The sequence below is a fragment of the Sphingomonas sp. Leaf198 genome (genome assembly GCF_001424005.1).
In the GTDB taxonomy this organism is placed as follows: domain Bacteria; phylum Pseudomonadota; class Alphaproteobacteria; order Sphingomonadales; family Sphingomonadaceae; genus Sphingomonas.
In genome coordinates, this window is the sequence record NZ_LMPX01000002.1 from 1,048,793 (window position 1) to 1,065,095 (window position 16,303).

General features: G+C 65.2%; 11 protein-coding genes. 8 read left to right on the forward strand and 3 right to left on the reverse strand.

Translation table 11 applies throughout. The features are described from left to right. Nucleotides 1-244: 244 nt before the first annotated feature. The gene (locus tag ASG20_RS11760; RefSeq protein ID WP_231420735.1) at nucleotides 245-925 is read right to left on the reverse strand and encodes a TetR/AcrR family transcriptional regulator; all 681 of its coding nucleotides are present in this window, start codon (nucleotides 923-925) and stop codon (nucleotides 245-247) included. A gap of 24 nt (nucleotides 926-949) precedes the next feature. Here ASG20_RS11760 and ASG20_RS11765 point away from each other — a divergent pair, with 24 nt between their 5' ends. Genes ASG20_RS11765 through ASG20_RS11775 form a run of 3 tightly spaced genes read left to right on the forward strand, consistent with a single transcriptional unit; the run spans nucleotide 950 to nucleotide 6,888 of the window. Then, the gene (locus ASG20_RS11765; protein ID WP_056053124.1) at nucleotides 950-2,170 is read left to right on the forward strand and encodes an efflux RND transporter periplasmic adaptor subunit; all 1,221 of its coding nucleotides are present in this window, start codon (nucleotides 950-952) and stop codon (nucleotides 2,168-2,170) included. A 6-nt stretch (nucleotides 2,171-2,176) separates the two neighbouring features. Further along, nucleotides 2,177-5,386, forward strand: a complete 3,210-nt coding sequence (locus tag ASG20_RS11770; protein WP_082470908.1) for an efflux RND transporter permease subunit — start codon at nucleotides 2,177-2,179, stop codon at nucleotides 5,384-5,386. A 5-nt stretch (nucleotides 5,387-5,391) separates the two neighbouring features. Then, complete coding sequence (locus ASG20_RS11775) at nucleotides 5,392-6,888, forward strand: efflux transporter outer membrane subunit (RefSeq protein WP_056052343.1); 1,497 nt, start codon at nucleotides 5,392-5,394, stop codon at nucleotides 6,886-6,888. 149 nt (nucleotides 6,889-7,037) lie between these two features. Here ASG20_RS11775 and ASG20_RS11780 read toward each other — a convergent pair whose 3' ends face one another. Both ASG20_RS11780 and ASG20_RS11785 read right to left on the reverse strand, forming a co-directional pair. Beyond that, on the reverse strand, nucleotides 7,038-7,484 hold the full coding sequence (locus tag ASG20_RS11780) for a DUF3617 domain-containing protein (RefSeq protein WP_082470909.1): 447 nt from the start codon (nucleotides 7,482-7,484) through the stop codon (nucleotides 7,038-7,040). Nucleotides 7,485-7,710: 226 nt separating this feature from the next. Continuing rightward, complete coding sequence (locus ASG20_RS11785; RefSeq protein WP_056052346.1) at nucleotides 7,711-8,130, reverse strand: globin domain-containing protein; 420 nt, start codon at nucleotides 8,128-8,130, stop codon at nucleotides 7,711-7,713. A 403-nt stretch (nucleotides 8,131-8,533) separates the two neighbouring features. On the opposite strand from ASG20_RS11785, the gene ASG20_RS11790 reads away from it, so the two are divergent. From ASG20_RS11790 to ASG20_RS11810, 5 genes are all read left to right on the forward strand, one after another. Further along, nucleotides 8,534-9,121: an RNA polymerase sigma factor gene (locus ASG20_RS11790; RefSeq protein ID WP_056052348.1), complete on the forward strand. Its 588-nt coding sequence runs from the start codon at nucleotides 8,534-8,536 to the stop codon at nucleotides 9,119-9,121. 70 nt (nucleotides 9,122-9,191) lie between these two features. Then, complete coding sequence (locus ASG20_RS11795; RefSeq protein WP_056052351.1) at nucleotides 9,192-10,181, forward strand: FecR family protein; 990 nt, start codon at nucleotides 9,192-9,194, stop codon at nucleotides 10,179-10,181. Nucleotides 10,182-10,316: 135 nt separating this feature from the next. Then, nucleotides 10,317-13,415, forward strand: coding sequence for a TonB-dependent receptor (locus ASG20_RS11800; RefSeq protein ID WP_056052353.1), 3,099 nt, complete (start codon nucleotides 10,317-10,319; stop codon nucleotides 13,413-13,415). Nucleotides 13,416-13,441: 26 nt separating this feature from the next. Continuing rightward, complete coding sequence (locus tag ASG20_RS11805) at nucleotides 13,442-14,545, forward strand: Ca2+-dependent phosphoinositide-specific phospholipase C (RefSeq protein WP_231420720.1); 1,104 nt, start codon at nucleotides 13,442-13,444, stop codon at nucleotides 14,543-14,545. After that, nucleotides 14,545-16,068 (forward strand): CehA/McbA family metallohydrolase, encoded by a 1,524-nt coding sequence (locus ASG20_RS11810; RefSeq protein ID WP_056052359.1) that lies wholly within the window; start codon nucleotides 14,545-14,547, stop codon nucleotides 16,066-16,068. Before ASG20_RS11805 ends, ASG20_RS11810 begins: the two co-directional genes overlap by 1 nt. Nucleotides 16,069-16,303: the final 235 nt, after the last annotated feature.

A 16,303-nucleotide genomic window follows, 5' to 3' on the forward strand; every position in this document is an offset into this window, starting at 1 on the left:
TGTCATGAGTGCCCGCGCCCCTGTTTGGATGTTGCGCGCAATCCATCATGTCTACCAGATTAAGTCAAATATAATATACGATATCCACTTTGTAATAAATGAACCCGATACCACGAACGCGACGGAAACCCGCCACGCTTGGCAGCATGCTGAAACATGACCGTAACGATCGAGCGCGTGAGTGGATGGCTTCTGCGCGCGTCGTGCGCAGCGCTGCTTAGGCAGCGCGACGCGCTACATTGCTCTAAAGCGCGCGGACCGCGGCCAGGATCATCCGGCCTGTCAATCGCGCGGTCTGATCTTCCGACAGCCGAGGACGCGACAAGGTACGGTGGCCAAGCCCGAACATGAAGGCGAGGATCAGTTCCTCAGCGCCCTCCAGCTCGTTTTCCTCGAGATTCGGATTGGCGACGCAGGCCAGTTCGCGGATCATCTGGCGGAATCCGCGGCACAGATCGGCGATCGTGTCGGCGACGTCGGTATTGCGATGTGCCTCGGCCATGATCTCGAACGACAGCGCTTCGTCACCCTTCGACAACGCGCGGCGAGCCAGTTCGACGAACCCCTCCTCGATCGGCAATCCCTCGAATTTCACCGAGTCGTTCATCGTCTGCAACTCGGCCATCTTCGCCGTGGCGTCTTCCATTACGATCGCCTGGATTACCGCGTTCTTGCCGGTAAACAGGCGATAGATCTGGCCGACGGAAACGCCCGCCGCCACCGCCAGTTCGGACATCGGAGTCTGGTGAAACCCTTGGGTCGCAAACAGATGACGGGCCGCGGCGACGATACGTTCCCGGCTCCCCATCTCATGCTGCACTGCACTCAAAATCATATTCCCGATGCGTTTTTTGGTTGACCCGCCGCTCGCACGATCATAGCGGGCAAAGCAAGCGGAATGAACGTTCATTCCGGCAAAACTCATCTGCACGACGTCGGGATGCTTAACATGCAGCAATTGAACCTCAGGGGAACGGTGGCTCTGGCCGCGCTGGCGCTGATGACGGCGTGCAGCAAGGAGCAGGCTCCGCCGCCTCCCCCGACACCGACCGTCGGCGTCGTCACCGTTGGCGAGGAGTCGGTCGTCCTCACCTCCGAGCTTCCTGGCCGGGTCTCTGCCGTGGAAACCTCGGAAGTCCGTCCGCAGGTCAGCGGCGTGGTCCGCGATCGGCTGTTCACCGAGGGTGCGATGGTCAGCAAGGGGCAGGTGCTCTACGCGATCGAGGACGCCCCCTATCGCGCGGCGCTCGCCAGCGCGCAGGGCCAGCTTGGCGCCGCCCAGTCGCAGATCAACGCGACTCGCCTCCAGGCGCAGCGCTACGGCCAGCTCGTCCAGCTGAACGCGGTCAGCAAGCAGGAGGCGGACAACGCCACCGCGTCCGCACAGCAGGCTCGCGCCAATGTTGCGGCGCAACAGGCGGCGGTCCAGTCGGCGCGCGTCAATTTGGGCTTCACGCGCATCAAGGCGCCGATCTCGGGTCGCATCGGCCGGTCGCTCGTGACCGTCGGCGCGCTGGTCCAGACCGGCCAGACCGATCCGCTCGCGACGATCCAGCGGACCAACACCGTCTATGTCGACGTCGTCCAGTCGGCAGCCCAGCTGCTCGATCTCAAGCAGGCGATGGCGACCGGTGGCGTGACGCGCGGCGACGGCAGCGCGCGCGTCCAGCTGATCCTTCCGAACGGCAGCACCTATCCGATCGAGGGTCGGCTGCAATTCTCCGAAGTCACGGTCGACCAGACCACCGGCGCGGTGACGCTGCGCGCGAGCTTCCCGAACCCCAACGGCCTGTTGCTGCCCGGCATGTACGTCCGCGCCAAGCTGGTCGAAGGCACGCGCGCGCAGGCGATCATGGCGCCGACCGCGGGCATCACGCGCGATCCGCGCGGCGGTGCGACCGCTCTGGTCGTCAACGCACAGAACAAGGTCGAGCAGCGCACCGTCACCACCGATCGCGTGATCGGCGACAAATGGATCGTCACCAGCGGCCTGAAGCCCGGCGACAAGCTGATCGTCGAGGGCCTGCTCAACCTGCGTCCCGGCGCGACCGTCAAGCCCGCTGCCCCGCAGCAGGTCGCCAAGCCGGCTGGCGGTGCGCCCGGCGCGGCACCCGGAGGCGGCGACGCGTCCGGTGCTACCAGCAACAGTTCCGCGCAGGCCGGGAAGTAACTGCCCATGTCACGCTATTTCATCGATCGACCCATCTTCGCATGGGTCATCGCCATCATCCTGATGCTGGCCGGCATCCTCGCGATCCGGTCGCTGCCGATCGCGCAGTTCCCTGAGATCGCCGCGCCCAAGGTGACGGTCGCGACGTCCTATCCGGGTGCCGACGCACAGACGCTCGAGAATACGACGACGCAGATCATCGAGCAGCAGATGAAGGGCATCGACAACCTTCGCTACTTCGCCTCGACCTCGGACGGCTCGGGCAACCTCGCGATCACGCTCACCTTCGAGCAGGGCACCGACCCCGACATCGCGCAGGTCCAGGTGCAGAACAAGCTGCAGCAGGCGACGCCATTGTTGCCGCAGGAAGTGCAGCAGGCCGGTCTCCGCGTGACCAAGGCGACCGCCAACTTCCTGCTCATCATCGCCGCCTATTCGGAAAACGGCGACCACGACCAGGTCGATCTCGGCGACATGATCGCCTCGAAGCTTCAGGATCCGCTCAGCCGCATCAAGGGCGTCGGCGACACGCAGGTGTTCGGCGCGCAATATTCGATGCGGATCTGGGTCGACCCCTTCAAGATGTCGAACCTCGGCGTCACCGTCACCGACATCACGTCGGCGCTGACCGCGCAGAACGCGCAGGTCTCGGCCGGTCAGGTCGGCAGTCTCCCGGCGGTGAAGGGCCAGTCGCTCAACGCCACCGTGACCGCACAGTCGCGCCTCCAGACGCCGGAACAGTTCCGCGCCATCATCGTCCGCTCGGCAACCAGCGGCGCGACCGTGCGCCTGTCGGACGTCGCCCGCGTCGAGATGGGTTCGGAGAACTACAGCTTCCAGGCACGCTATAACGGCAAGCAGGCGGCAGGCTTCGGCGTAAAGCTGGCACCGGGTGCGAACGCGCTCGACACCGTCAAGCTGGTCAAGGCCGAGGTCAACCGGATCGCCAAGCAGTTCCCGCCCGACGTCAAGGTCGCGTTCCCGATCGACAATTCGACGTTCGTGCGGCTGTCGGTCGAGCAGGTCATCCACACGCTGATCGAGGCAATCGTCCTCGTCTTCCTCGTGATGTTCCTGTTCCTCCAGAATTTCCGCGCCACGCTGATCCCGACGATCGCGGTCCCGGTCGTGTTGCTCGGCTCGCTCGCCGTGCTCCAGGTCGCGGGGTTCACGATCAACACGCTGACCTTGTTCGGCATGGTGCTGGCGATCGGCCTGCTGGTGGATGACGCGATCGTCGTCGTCGAGAACGTCGAGCGCCTCATCCAGGAAGAAGGGCTAAGTCCTAAGGAAGCCGCCAAGAAGTCGATGGACGAGATCAGCGGCGCGCTGGTCGGCATCGGCCTCGTGCTGTCGGCGGTGTTCCTGCCGATGGCGTTCTTCAGCGGCTCGACCGGCGTGATCTTCCGCCAGTTCTCGATCACCATCGTGTCGTCGATGGCACTCTCGGTGCTGGTCGCGTTGATCCTGACGCCTGCGCTCTGCGCGACGATCCTGAAGCCCGCGAAGGAAGGCCATAGCGAGAAGAAGGGTTTCTTCGGCTGGTTCAACCGCACTTTCGACAAGGGCGTCGGCAAGTACGGCAACGGCCTGCGCCGCGTCGAGAAGGGCTGGGTCCGCACGATGCTGGTCTATGCCGTGATCGTCGCCGGGATGGCCTTCATCTTCCTGCGCCTGCCGTCGGGCTTCCTCCCCGAAGAAGACCAGGGCGTGATGTTCGCACAGGTCTCGATGCCGTCGGGTACGCCGATGGAGGAGACCGCCCGGACGATGGACAAGGTCCGCGATCACTTCATGATCGACGAGAAGGCCAATACCGCGGGTATCTTCACGATCAGCGGCTTCGGCTTCGTCGGCCAGGGCCAGAATGTCGGCATCGCCTTCATCCAGCTCAAGCCGTGGGAAGATCGTAGCGGCGCGGAGAACGGCGTCGCCGCGGTCGCGGCGCGTGCCAACCAGGCGCTTGCAGGCGTCCGTGCCGGCATGGTGATCGGCTTCGTGCCGCCCGCCGTGCAGGAACTCGGCAACGCCAACGGCTTCGACTTCATGCTGAAGGACAATGCCGGCGTCGGTCACGAGAAACTGCTCGAGGCGCGCAACATGCTGCTCGGCATGGCCAGCCAGGACAAGCGCCTGATGCAGGTCCGCCCGAACGGCCTGGAGGATGCGCCCCAGCTGAAACTGAACGTCGACCAGGCGCAGGCCGGCGCACTCGGCCTCAGCCAGGCGGACATCAACACCACCGTCAGCACCGCGTTCGGTGGCGCGTACATCAACGACTTCATCGACCGCGGTCGCGTGAAGAAGGTGTTCGTGCAGGCCGACGCACCGTTCCGCACGACGCCCGCCGATCTCGGCAACTTCTACGTCCGCGGCACGACCAGCAACGCGATGGCACCGTTCTCGTCCTTCTCGACGACGAGCTGGAACTACGGTCCGTCGCGCCTCGAACGCTACAACGGCGTAGCCTCGTTCGAGATCATGGGTTCGCCGGCGCCGGGCGTCAGCAGCGGTACCGCGATCAAGGCGATGGAAGAGATGGCGGCCAAGCTGCCCCCCGGCATCGGCTATGAGTGGACCGGCCTCAGCTACGAGGAAAACCTGTCGGGCGGCCAGTCGACCACGGTCTATGCGCTGTCGCTGCTGATCGTGTTCCTCTGCCTCGCGGCACTGTACGAGAGCTGGTCGATCCCGATCGCCGTCCTGCTGGTGGTGCCACTCGGCGTCCTCGGCGCGGTCGGCGCGGCGATGATCTTCGGGCTGAACAACGACATCTACCTCCAGGTCGGGCTGATCACGACGATCGGCGTGGCGGCGAAGAACGCGATCCTGATCGTGGAGTTCGCCGAGGAGAAGATGGGCGACGGGATGAACGCGGCCGATGCCGCGGTCGAGGCGGCAAAGCTTCGCCTTCGCCCGATCCTGATGACGTCGTTCGCGTTCATCTTCGGCGTGTTGCCGCTCGCCTTGTCGAGCGGTGCCGGCGCCGGCGGCCAGAACGCGATCGGCTGGGCGGTGGTCGGCGGCATGCTGTCCGCGACCGTCCTCGCGATCTTCTTCGTGCCGCTGTTCTTCCTGCTCGTGAAGCGCGTCTTCAAGCAGGACAAGGCCGGCTCGGGGCAGGACCGCGACCAGGTCCGCACCGACGACGACAACCGTGACGACAACCGTGACGGCGGCCATCCGCCCCACGACCAGCGGCCGCAGGAGGCCTGATCCAGATGTTCTCTCGCAAAACCGCCCTAGCGTTCGCCGCCGGGCTCACGCTCGCCGGGTGCAACCTCGCCCCCAAATACGTCCGCCCGGAGCTTCCCGTGGCGCAGAGCGGACCGACTGGCCCCGCCTATGCGGCCGGCAACGCCGCGAACGCGATCGTACCGGCGGACACCGCGTGGGAGGCGTTCTTTACCGACGACCGTCTGCGCGGAGTGATCCGCCTCGCGCTCGACAATAACCGCGACGTCCGCATCGCGGTCGCCAACGTCGCACAGGCACGCGCGCAATACCGCGTCCAGCGCGCGGACCTGTTCCCGACGCTCGGCGCGACCGGCAGCGCCACCTACCAGAAGTCGCCGTTCAACGCGGTCGGCGGCGGTGGCGCCGGCGGTGGCACAGGTGGTGGCACAGGTGGTGGCGTTGGCGGCGGTGTCGGTGGCGGAACCGGTGCAGGCGCGGTGGCCGGCAGCGGTCGTATCGATATCTACTCGGCCAATGTCGGCGTTTCGGCCTGGGAGATCGATCTCTTCGGCCGCATCCGCAACCTGACGCAGGCACAGCAGGAAGCGTATTTCGCCGCGGAGGAAAACCGCAACGCAGCCCAGGTCTCGCTGATCTCGGAAACCGCGACCGCATGGCTAACGATGGCCGCGGATCAGGACCGCCTCAAGATCGCGCAGGATACCGAGCGCGCGTTCGGCCAGACGCTGAAGCTCACGCAGGACCGTTTCCGGATCGGCATCGCCTCCGAGCTCGAAGTGCGTCAGGCGCGCACGACCTATGACCAGGCGCGCTCGGACATTGCCGACGCGACCACGCTGATCGCGCAGGACCAGAACGCGCTCAACCTGCTCGCCGGGACGACCGTGACGCCGGAGCTGCTCCCCGCGCGGATGCCGGACAAGACGCCGACGCTGGAGAATCTGCCCGCCAACCTGTCGTCGGAGGTGCTGTTGCGCCGTCCGGACGTCGCAGCGGCCGAGCACAACCTCATCGCCGCGAATGCGAACATCGGCGCGGCGCGCGCGGCATTCTTCCCGAACATCTCGCTGACCGCGGCGTTCGGCACGCTCAGCCTCGGCTTGTCGAACCTGTTCGGCAGCGGCAGCCAGCAATGGTCCGTCGCGCCGACGATCACGCAGCCGATCTTCGATTTCGGCCGCAACAAGGGTAATCTTCAATACGCCAAGGCGACGCGCGACGCGATGCTGGCCACGTATGAGAAGAGCATCCAGACCGGCTTCCGCGAAGTTGCCGATGCGCTGGCACGTCGTGGCACGATCAACAGCCAGCTGGAGGCGCAGACGTCTTTGCGTGACAACGCGGCGGGCGCGTACAATCTGTCGCAGCTCCGCTTCCGCGCCGGGATCGACCCTTTCCTCAACACGCTCGATTCGCAGCGCGCGCTCTACACCGCGCAACAGAGCCTGCTCGCGACACGCCTCGTCCGCGACAGCAACGCGGTCGAACTCTACCGCTCGCTCGGCGGCGGCCTGAAGTAACGGTTAGGGGCGCTCCGATGGTCATGCGCCCTGACCATCGGAGCGTGCAGAACGTGGTGCAGCCGATACGAGCGTGATCGGTGACGCTGGCTGATCGCAGCGACGGAAATCGCTACGTTCATTCCAGCCGAACTTGTGGCGATTGCGCCTTAGTCTGCAACGCGCGAAGCACGCTGGTTGAGCACGATCTTCATCGGTCCCTTGGGCGTCACGCCGGTGACGATCGCTTGGCCGACGAAGCCCGTGCGATCATACGTCCCCACGCGCGCGATCTCGACCGGCTTGCCGCGCTTTTGCGGGCATGTCAGCGCCTGGACATAGTGGCCGTCGGCAACGTGCTGACCGTCGACCCGGCATTGCGCCTTGGGATCCGGCACGAGCAGTGCGTCGATCGCCTGCGCGGTCGCAATGCTCTTGCGCTCTGACTTCGACTTGCCGCGCATCATCCGCATGACGAACCCAGGGATACCGGGGATCGACAGCTCGGCGACGGTGGATGTGATATCCCAGCGCCCCGCCGCGATCGTCGGTAGATCAGCGGCGGGGGCAACGGCGGGAGCGGCGAGGATGAGCGCGACGGCGGCGTATCTGAGCATGGCTCCGCTTACCCGCGCCCCCGGCGCTTCACCAGACCGCAGTGATCGCGGCCCGCCGTCGCCGATATCCTCGCGACAAAAGAAAAGAAGAAACTGCTCAACCGTCTCAAGCGGCTGCGGCGGCAGACGAACTCGTTCACATCGTCCACACCTATCTGACCTGACCGTCGGTTCCACCATGCGCGGTCCGCAGCCGGCATTTGCGGCAATCTGGGGCGATCCGTTATCAGCCGTCGGGATACGCTTCGGCGATCATCACCCCTGCAGTTTCCGCATAGACCGTCTCCCAGGCTTCGCGGATCTCCGGCGTGAAACGGCTTCCCAGGATTTCCGAAAACGTCGCGATCAATACGGCACCGACGGCTTCGTATTGATAGGGTCTGACGCCGTATCCGACATGTTTTCGGGCAAGGTCCGCTAAGGTGGGCCGCAGACCGGCAATATTCCCGACCTCCCTGACGAGAATAGCGATCGTCTTCTCGAACACGAATGCCTGGTGGCGCAGATCGTCGGGAAATAGCGCCCGTGCGAAAGGGTGATCGAGCAGCAGTCGATGATAGAAAAGTTCGGAATACGGGCGGGGTGAGCATCCGATCAGCGCATAGCTTTCTGTCACCAGCCGGACCTGATCTGCCGTCAAGGACATGCCCCCCTCCCCCGCGGATGAATTTCCCCGCACCGCCGAAGATCTCGACCAGAGCGAAATATTCCCGCCCACAGCCAAGGACTTATGCCCGATTGCATTATCAGATCAGATCGCTGAGCGATGTCAAGATGCTTGCGGCATCGCGGCCGTCTGCGCTCGACGGTTAATGCCGGTACACGCTGCGCAACAAAGCCCGCACCGGCCGCCGGCGAAGGACTGGCCAAAGCCACCGACGCGGCCATGTGCCTAGCGATGTCCTTGACCGTGGGACTGCATTTCTCGTCGATGGTATAGCCAGCGGAGCGACGTCGACCCTGTCGGGCACCGGCTCATCCGGCTGTCGTCGGAATGACACGAGCGCGGCCTAGTAGACGCGCTCCCCTCCGCCACGGTGAGAGATTGCGTGTCTGTCGTCCGCCCTATCGATCGCTGGTTCGTCGAGGAGGTTCTCCCCCATGAACGCGATCTGCTCGATGCGGCGTATCGGTTGTGCCGTGGTACGGACGAAGCGCGCGATCTGGCGCAGGACGTGCTCGCGCGGATGCTCGCGACGGAAGCGTGGGGCGCGATCGTCAATCCTAGGACGTATATGCTGCGGATGATGCGCAATCTGGCGATCGACCGGCTGCGCCGCGCCAAGATCATCGATTTTCGCCATTTCGTCGAATTCGAGAACTTCGATGCTCCCGACGAGACCCCCGACCAGCACCGGATCGCCGAGGACCGCCAGCAGCTCGACGATCTCGCGCATGCAATACGCGCGCTGCCGGACAAGTGTCGAACCGTCTTCGAGCGCTGTCGCGTCGATGGCCAGTCGCCGCGACGGATCGCCGACGAACTCGGCGTGAGCCTGTCGACGCTCGAGAAGCGGCTCGCCCGTGCGATATACCTGCTCACCCAGGCGCTTGAGCCGCGCCGTCGGGACACGTACGAGGTGCCGGAGCCAGATATCGGACACCGCCGGCTCGCCGGATCTCGAAAGCCGCATTGAACGGCATCTTGGCGGATTGCGATGCGGCGTTCGTCTAGGGGAGTATGTATGTGCTGAAAGAGGATCGCGCATGACGCGGTTCGGCGGTCTTCTTCGTAACGATGCCGATATCGATGCTGCCGAAGCCGCCGCATGGTTGGCGCAGCATCGCCTGGGCACGCTGGACGAGGTCGCGTTCCAGACGTGGCGCGACGAGGATGTCGCGCACGCGATCGCCTTCGCGCGTGCTCTGGCGATGTGGGACAGGGTCGGCAGTGAGACTCCGCGGGCTGTGCGCGAACTTTCGGCGCCCGGCACCGCCGCCGCGGTCCCCGACGCACCGAAAGGGCCCTGTTCGCGACGGATGTTCCTGCAAGCGGCCTGCGCGGTGGCGGCGGTCGGCGTCGTCGCGGCCGGTACGAGTGCGACGCGCGCCTATGCCTGGGATAGTGAAACGACCGCAGTCGGCGAGAGCAAGACGATCCGCCTGCCGACCGGCGGTGTCGTCGCGCTCAATACGGACTCGCGGCTATCCTGGCGCGTGTCGAGCACCGAACGAACGTTCTGGATCGAACGCGGCGAAGTCTCGCTGAGTCTCCTGAAGGGACCGAATGCCGTGTTACACGGCGACGGGCGCATGGTCGTCCTTTCGGCGGGGCGCTTCAACGTGCGTGCTCGGGGCGGGGCGCTGGATCTGCTGGTGCAGAAAGGTATGGCACGCGTCGCCGGGCAGGCTGGGTCTATGCCCGGTTCGACGATAGACGCGCGCACTGGCGCAACGAGCCTGCTGGTATCGTCCGACGGCGCAATCGTGCGTCGGGCCGATGCCGAGCAGGTCGACCGGGTCACGGCGTGGCAGCACCAGGAGATCCTCTTCCGCGATGCGACGCTGGGCAGTGCGGTCGAGGAGTATAACCGATTTCTGGTCCGCAAGATCGTGATCGTCGATCGCGAGCTCGCCAGCATCCCAGTCGGCGGACGGTTCGTCACGAGCGACCCGACCGCTTTCCTCGATGCGGTCTCCACCGGCTTGAGCATCCGGGTATCGCGCTCGCCGACCGCGTATCTGCTGACCCGCTGACGCTTCGACCGATCCCTCATGCCGTCGAGCTGAAAATCGCCAGAAAGTTTTGTCGGAGTTGGCGGTTGGTTCCGCGCTGATCGTCTTTCGGGATGAAGACGGTCTCGACCAACCATTCCAACCGAGGTTTCCTCCATGCGCTCGACACTCGCCGGGACGTCGCTGCTCGCGACGCTCTTGATGACGCCTGCCGCCCATGCCGCGCCGATCGCCGCGCCCGACATACACAGCTTCGATATCGCTCCCCAGTCGCTGGCCAACGCGCTGACCGAATTCGGCCGGCAGGCGAACGTGCAGATCTTCTTTCCCCGCGCCGCGATCGCGCAGGTCCAGTCGGCGGCGATTCACGGCGCGATGTCCCGACAGGCTGCATTGCGCCTGTTGATTGCGAACAGCCCGCTCCAGCTACGGCGCGACGACGGGAAGACCATCGTGCTGGGCGCAGCCGACCCGCAAGCGCGCGCTGGCCTGCGTCATCCGGTCGCCTTGACCACGGGCGCCGCGGCCCCCGATCGCACCGCCGTAACAGCGCCCGATGCAGCCCCGGACCCCGCCGCCGATCCCGGCAATGATATCGTGGTGACCGGCGCGGTGCCGCTCGAGGAAGAGCGCGCGCTTGCCTGGAAACGACAGCAGGTTGGCACCAACGCGGTCATGTCCGGCGAGACGATCGCCCGGCGTCCGGGTGGCAACATCGTCGACATCCTGGCAGTGCTGCCGGGCGTCAGCGCCTATGCGGACATGGGGCTCGGCCAGGCAGCGACCGGCGAAGCGGAATTCATTTCTATCCGCGGCATCGATTCGAGCTACAACGCCTATTCGATCAACGGCATGCGCGTGGCGGAATCCGATCCGGCGACCCGCGCGCTGTCGCTCAAGATGATCGCGCCCTACGGCCTGCGCTCGGCGAGCGTATCGAAGACCCCCGGCGCCGCCGATTACGGCGACTCGATCGGCGGCACGGTCGACATCGCGACGCCGACCGGTTTCCAATATGGCGACCATTATCTGAAAGTCACCGGCGCCGCGAATTACAACGACCGCGCCGACAAGCTCGGCTTCAAGGCGTTCGGCGGGGTCGGTCAGATCGAACTCGCCAGGACGTTCGGCGCGAACCACGCCATCGGCGTCTACGCGACCGGCTATTACGAACAGCGCCGATCGGCGGCGGAGAGCGTCGAAGCGGTCACCTATATCCCCGCGACGGCGTCCTCCGGGCCCAACGACCTGACCGCGATGGGGATCAAATACGATCTCTACGATTCGAACATCGAGCGGTTCGGCGGCAATTTCTCGATCGATTTCAAAGGCGATGCGGTCTCCGCGTTCATCCGCGGCACCTATGGCCATTACAAGGTCTCGTCGGTCGACGTGCAGCACAGCATTACCGGCGGCGTCCTCCAGCTTCTCGGCACCGCCCCCTATTACGGGGCTAACGGTGCGTATAACCCGCTCGGCACGCTGGCCGGCAGCTACTTCCAGGCCCGCGACCAGATCTCGCAACTCGGCACGATCCAGGCCGGCAGCGACATCAAGATGTCCGACAAAGTCTCAGCATCGTTGCGCGCGTCCTATGGCTATGGCCAGCAGCGGCGTCCGAATTACGTCGAAGGAAGCCTGTACAGCGACACGAGCCTGTTGACCGACAGCGCCGGCAATCCCCGCGGCAGCGTCCTGATCGACACCGGCAATCCGACCAATATCGGTCTCGCGTTCGCCGACCCGGCGACGCGCAACGCCGTCTTCAGCGCCGACTCGATCCGCGCGTGGAAATTCCAGGCGCGCGACGTCGAGTCCGACGACAATCTCTACGAACTGAAGCTCGATATGGATTACGCCCCCGACGGGCTGATCAAGCATATCCGCTGGGGTACCGACCTCAGTCTTTCGGACCGCTCGCAATACGACCGCGGCCTGCTCGGCAACAACGGCGACAATTTGGTCATCCCCGCCGCCGACGGCAGCCGTCCCGATTTCGATGCCGGGCAAGGCCCGACCGGGTCCGCACTGCCCGGCCGCAACGTCGATTTCATGGGCGCGAACTATCCCGGCTTCCGGATCTACGACCGGACGTATTTCGAAAAGAGCATCCTGCCCTACGCCTATACCAACCAGTTCACGCCCGACGGCACCCCCAACCCCGGCTATTACACGACCAACGACTATGCCCGGAACACGGTCTTCGGCACGGAGACGGTCGTCGCCGGCTATGCGCAGGCGGACGCCGCGCTTGGGCCCGTGCAGATGGTCGCAGGGCTTCGCTTCGAGCACACCGACTTCACTGCGACCCACTGGGTAGTGGTCACCGATTCCGGCGGGGCCTCGCCGAACGATACCGGTCATTTCACGTCGGACGGCAACAGCTACAACGAATTTCTGCCAAGCCTGAACCTGGCCTATCGCCCGACCGATCGGCTGGTCATCCGCGGCGCGGCGCGGCGCAGCTTCGCGCGGCCGGCCTTCGCGCTGGTCGCGGGTCCCGAGACCTATAGCTACAACGACGTCACCGGCGCGCTGGCGTTCGTCAACCGATCCAACCCCGATCTGAAACCGACGACCGCGACCAACCTCGACCTCGGCATCGAATGGTATCCCGATCACAGCGCGGTGATCGAGACGGCCGGCTTCTACAAGCATCTGTCGAACTTCGTGTTCACCGCCAGCGCGACCGGCAGCACGCCGAGTTCGAGCGGCGGCACCAACACCGTCGGCGGGATCGTCTACACGATGCCGCTGAACGGCAGCGACGCCGATCTGTACGGCGTAGAATTCCATGCGCGGAAGCAGTTCTTCGAACTCGGGCGGTTCTTCGGCGGCTTCGGGGTCGAGGGGTCCGCCACGTTGCAGGACAGCCGTGCCGACAGCGGCGTCGCCGGGCGCGGCACGACGGTGCTGCCGCGCGCGCCCAACGTCATCTACAACACCGAGCTGTTCTACGAGCGTCCGGCATTTTCGGGCCGCCTCGCCTGGCAATATGTCGGCCGCCAGTTGCTGAGCCTCAACGACCAGCTCGACACCTATCTCCAGCCCAACCGCCAGCTGAACTTCAACGCCACCTATCACATCGGCCGATGGTCGCTGTCGGGACAGGTGCAGAATATCCTCAACAAGGAAAGCTTCTACAAGACGATGGGCAAGAGCACGCGCTATCTGGGTGTGCAGGATGGCGGCGGTAACGGCTCGTATGTCGAGACCGGTCGTTTCTTCAAGCTGACGACCTCGTTCCAGTGGTAAACGCCTGTCAAACACGAGGCTGGCGATTGGCAGCCGCAGCGTTTCTGACGATCGCTGCGGCTGGTTCGGCGGCGGCGCGACACGGCGACCGGGTCGAGGGACTGCCGGCGACGCTGCGGCTCGATCAGGTGCAGCTGCTCGGCTCGCACAACAGCTACAAGCGCTACCCGTCGGCCGACGAAGAGGCGCGAATCCGCACGCTGGCGCCGCAATATTGGGACGAGCTCGACTATGGCCATCCCCCACTGGAGGCGCAGTTCGCGATCGGCATCCGTCAGATCGAGATCGACGTCGCGCCCGATCCACAAGGCGGGCTGTATGCCACGCCCTATCAGATGGCGGCGCCTGCGACGCGCAAGGCGATGATGGCACCGGGCGCGAAGGTGCTGCATTTTCCGCAGATCGATACCGAAAGCCATTGTCTCGTCTTTCGCGACTGCCTGGCGATCCTGCGGCGCTGGTCCGACCGGCACCCCGACCACCTGCCCGTCACGGTGCTGGTCAACGCCAGCGACTTCCCGCCGATCGCCGGGTCGTGGCTGCACGATGCGAAGTTCGAGGCCGCCGATCTCGATGCGCTCGATACCGATATCCGCACCGTCATGGGCGAGGATCGGCTGATCGTGCCCGACAGCGTGCGCGGTGATCGTCCGACGCTGGCGCAAGCCGTGCGCGCGCATGCATGGCCGACGCTGGCCGCCGCGAGAGGGCGGTTCGTGTTCGTTCTCGATGGCGACGAGCGGCATTATGCGCTCTACCGCGCGAACCACCCGTCGCTGCGGGGGCGTGCGATGTTCGGCTATTATGACGAGCGATCGCCCGAAGCCGCCGTGTTCAACATCCAGGACCCGCGCGGCGAGGACGCGCATATCGTTCGCCTCGTCCGCGCCGGCTATCTAGTGCGCACCCGCGCCGATGCCGACACGAAGGAAGCGCGCGCCGACGATCCGACCCGGCTCACCGCGGCGATCGCCTCTGGCGCGCAGTTCGTCAGCAGCGACTATTACGACGGCGTGCCCAACCCGCATGGCTATGCCTATCGCGCGAGCCTGCCCGGCGATGTCCTACACCGCTGCGACCCGGTCGCCGCGCGCTGCGAGGCGCTACCGTCAAGGCGGGCGGACCGGTGATGCGGTTACGGCGTATCGCGGCGGCGTTGATCGTCGCACCGCTTCCGGTCTGTGCGCAGACGACCGCGCCCGCATCGTCGCAGGACGTGGTGATAAGCGGCGTGATGCGGGACAGCGACCGCGGCAGCTACCGCGAACTGCCCTTCGACGTGCCCGCAGGCGTCACCAGATTGACGATCGACGTCCAGGGCGCGGATCACAAGGACGGCACGTATCTGGTGCTCGGCGTCTACGACCCGACGCGTGAGCGCGGCTGGGGCGGCGCGATCAAGCCGCACATCGTCATCGCCGAGACCTTCGCCTCCACCTCCTATCTGCCCGGGCCGCTACCGGCGGGCCGCTGGCGGTTGAGCATCGCGGTGGCGTCGATCCGGCCCGCTACCGTGTCGCCCTACACGGTGACCGTGCATTTCGATCGCGGCGCCGCGGCGCAGGCGATCACGACGACGGTGCTGAAGACCGGTCCGGGCTGGTATCGCGGCGACTTCCACACGCATACCGGTCAAAGCGACGCGGTCTGCCGGAGCGAGCCGAGCCGTAATCCGGTGCCCTGCCCGGTCTTTTTCACGCTCAAGGCCGCGCGCGATCATCAGCTCGATTTCGTGACGGTGACCGATCACAACGTCCGTTCACAGGTCGCCGAGCTCGCCAATCTCGCACCGTTCTTCGACAATCTGCTCGTGATCCCCGGTCGCGAGATGACGACGCAATACGGGCATTTCAACTTGCTCGGCATCACCGATTTCGTCGAATATCGGCTTGGCTCGGTCGGTGCGCCGAACATTGACGCGATGTTCGACGGCGCACGCGGGACCGGCGCGGTGATCTCGATCAACCACCCGGAGATTCCGACCAACGAGAACTGCCTCGGATGCGGATGGTCGGCGCCAGATACGGATTACACGCGGGTCGGCGCGATCGAGGTGGCCAATGGCGGCATCGCCGCGGATCACGGCGGCGCATTCGACGATGGGGCCGGTTCCGGCACCGCCTGGTGGGAAAAGCTGCTCGACCGTGGCTACCACCTGACCGGTATCGGCGGCAGCGACAATCACGATGCGATCGACGGTCACGCGGGCAGCTCCCCGGTCGGCGCGCAATCCCCCGTCGGCACCCCGACTACCGTGGTCTACGCCTCGGAGCTTTCGCAAGCAGGCATCCTTGCAGGCGTCCGGTCGGGGCGAGTGTTCATCGATCTCGAAGGCGCACATCCCGGACGCGTGCTCGATCTGACGGCAAGCGCGGGCAAGCGAGCCTCCGCCGTGATGGGCGGCACGTTACGCCGCCATCCGGGACATGCGATCCGCGGTACGGTCCGCGTTGCCGGGGCAGATGGCGATGTCGTCGATCTCATCGTCGACGGCAGGCATATTCTACGTGGCCAACGCCGATGCGTGCTGGGCTCAGACGCGAGGATTACCTTCAACATCCCCGCAAGAGACAAGGTTCACTGGCTCCGCGCCGACGTACGCACGCCCGACGGAAAACGGGTCCTCATCGGCAACCCGATTTATGTTCGGTAGCGCATCGGAACGACTTAAGTGCGAACCACCCCGCGAGCGGCCAAGAGCCTGTCGACGAGTCCCCTTTATATCCGCTGCCGGTACGTGGGCGCGGATCGTGGTGCCAGCGATGCTATAGTGGCCGGTGTCCGCTATCATCTAGGCCAAGGTGAACGACACGATCTCCTACGTCGGGCGAGCGTGCCTGTTTCGCGCTGTATCTCGGCGCTCTGAACGCGGGTCATGGCGGCGGTAC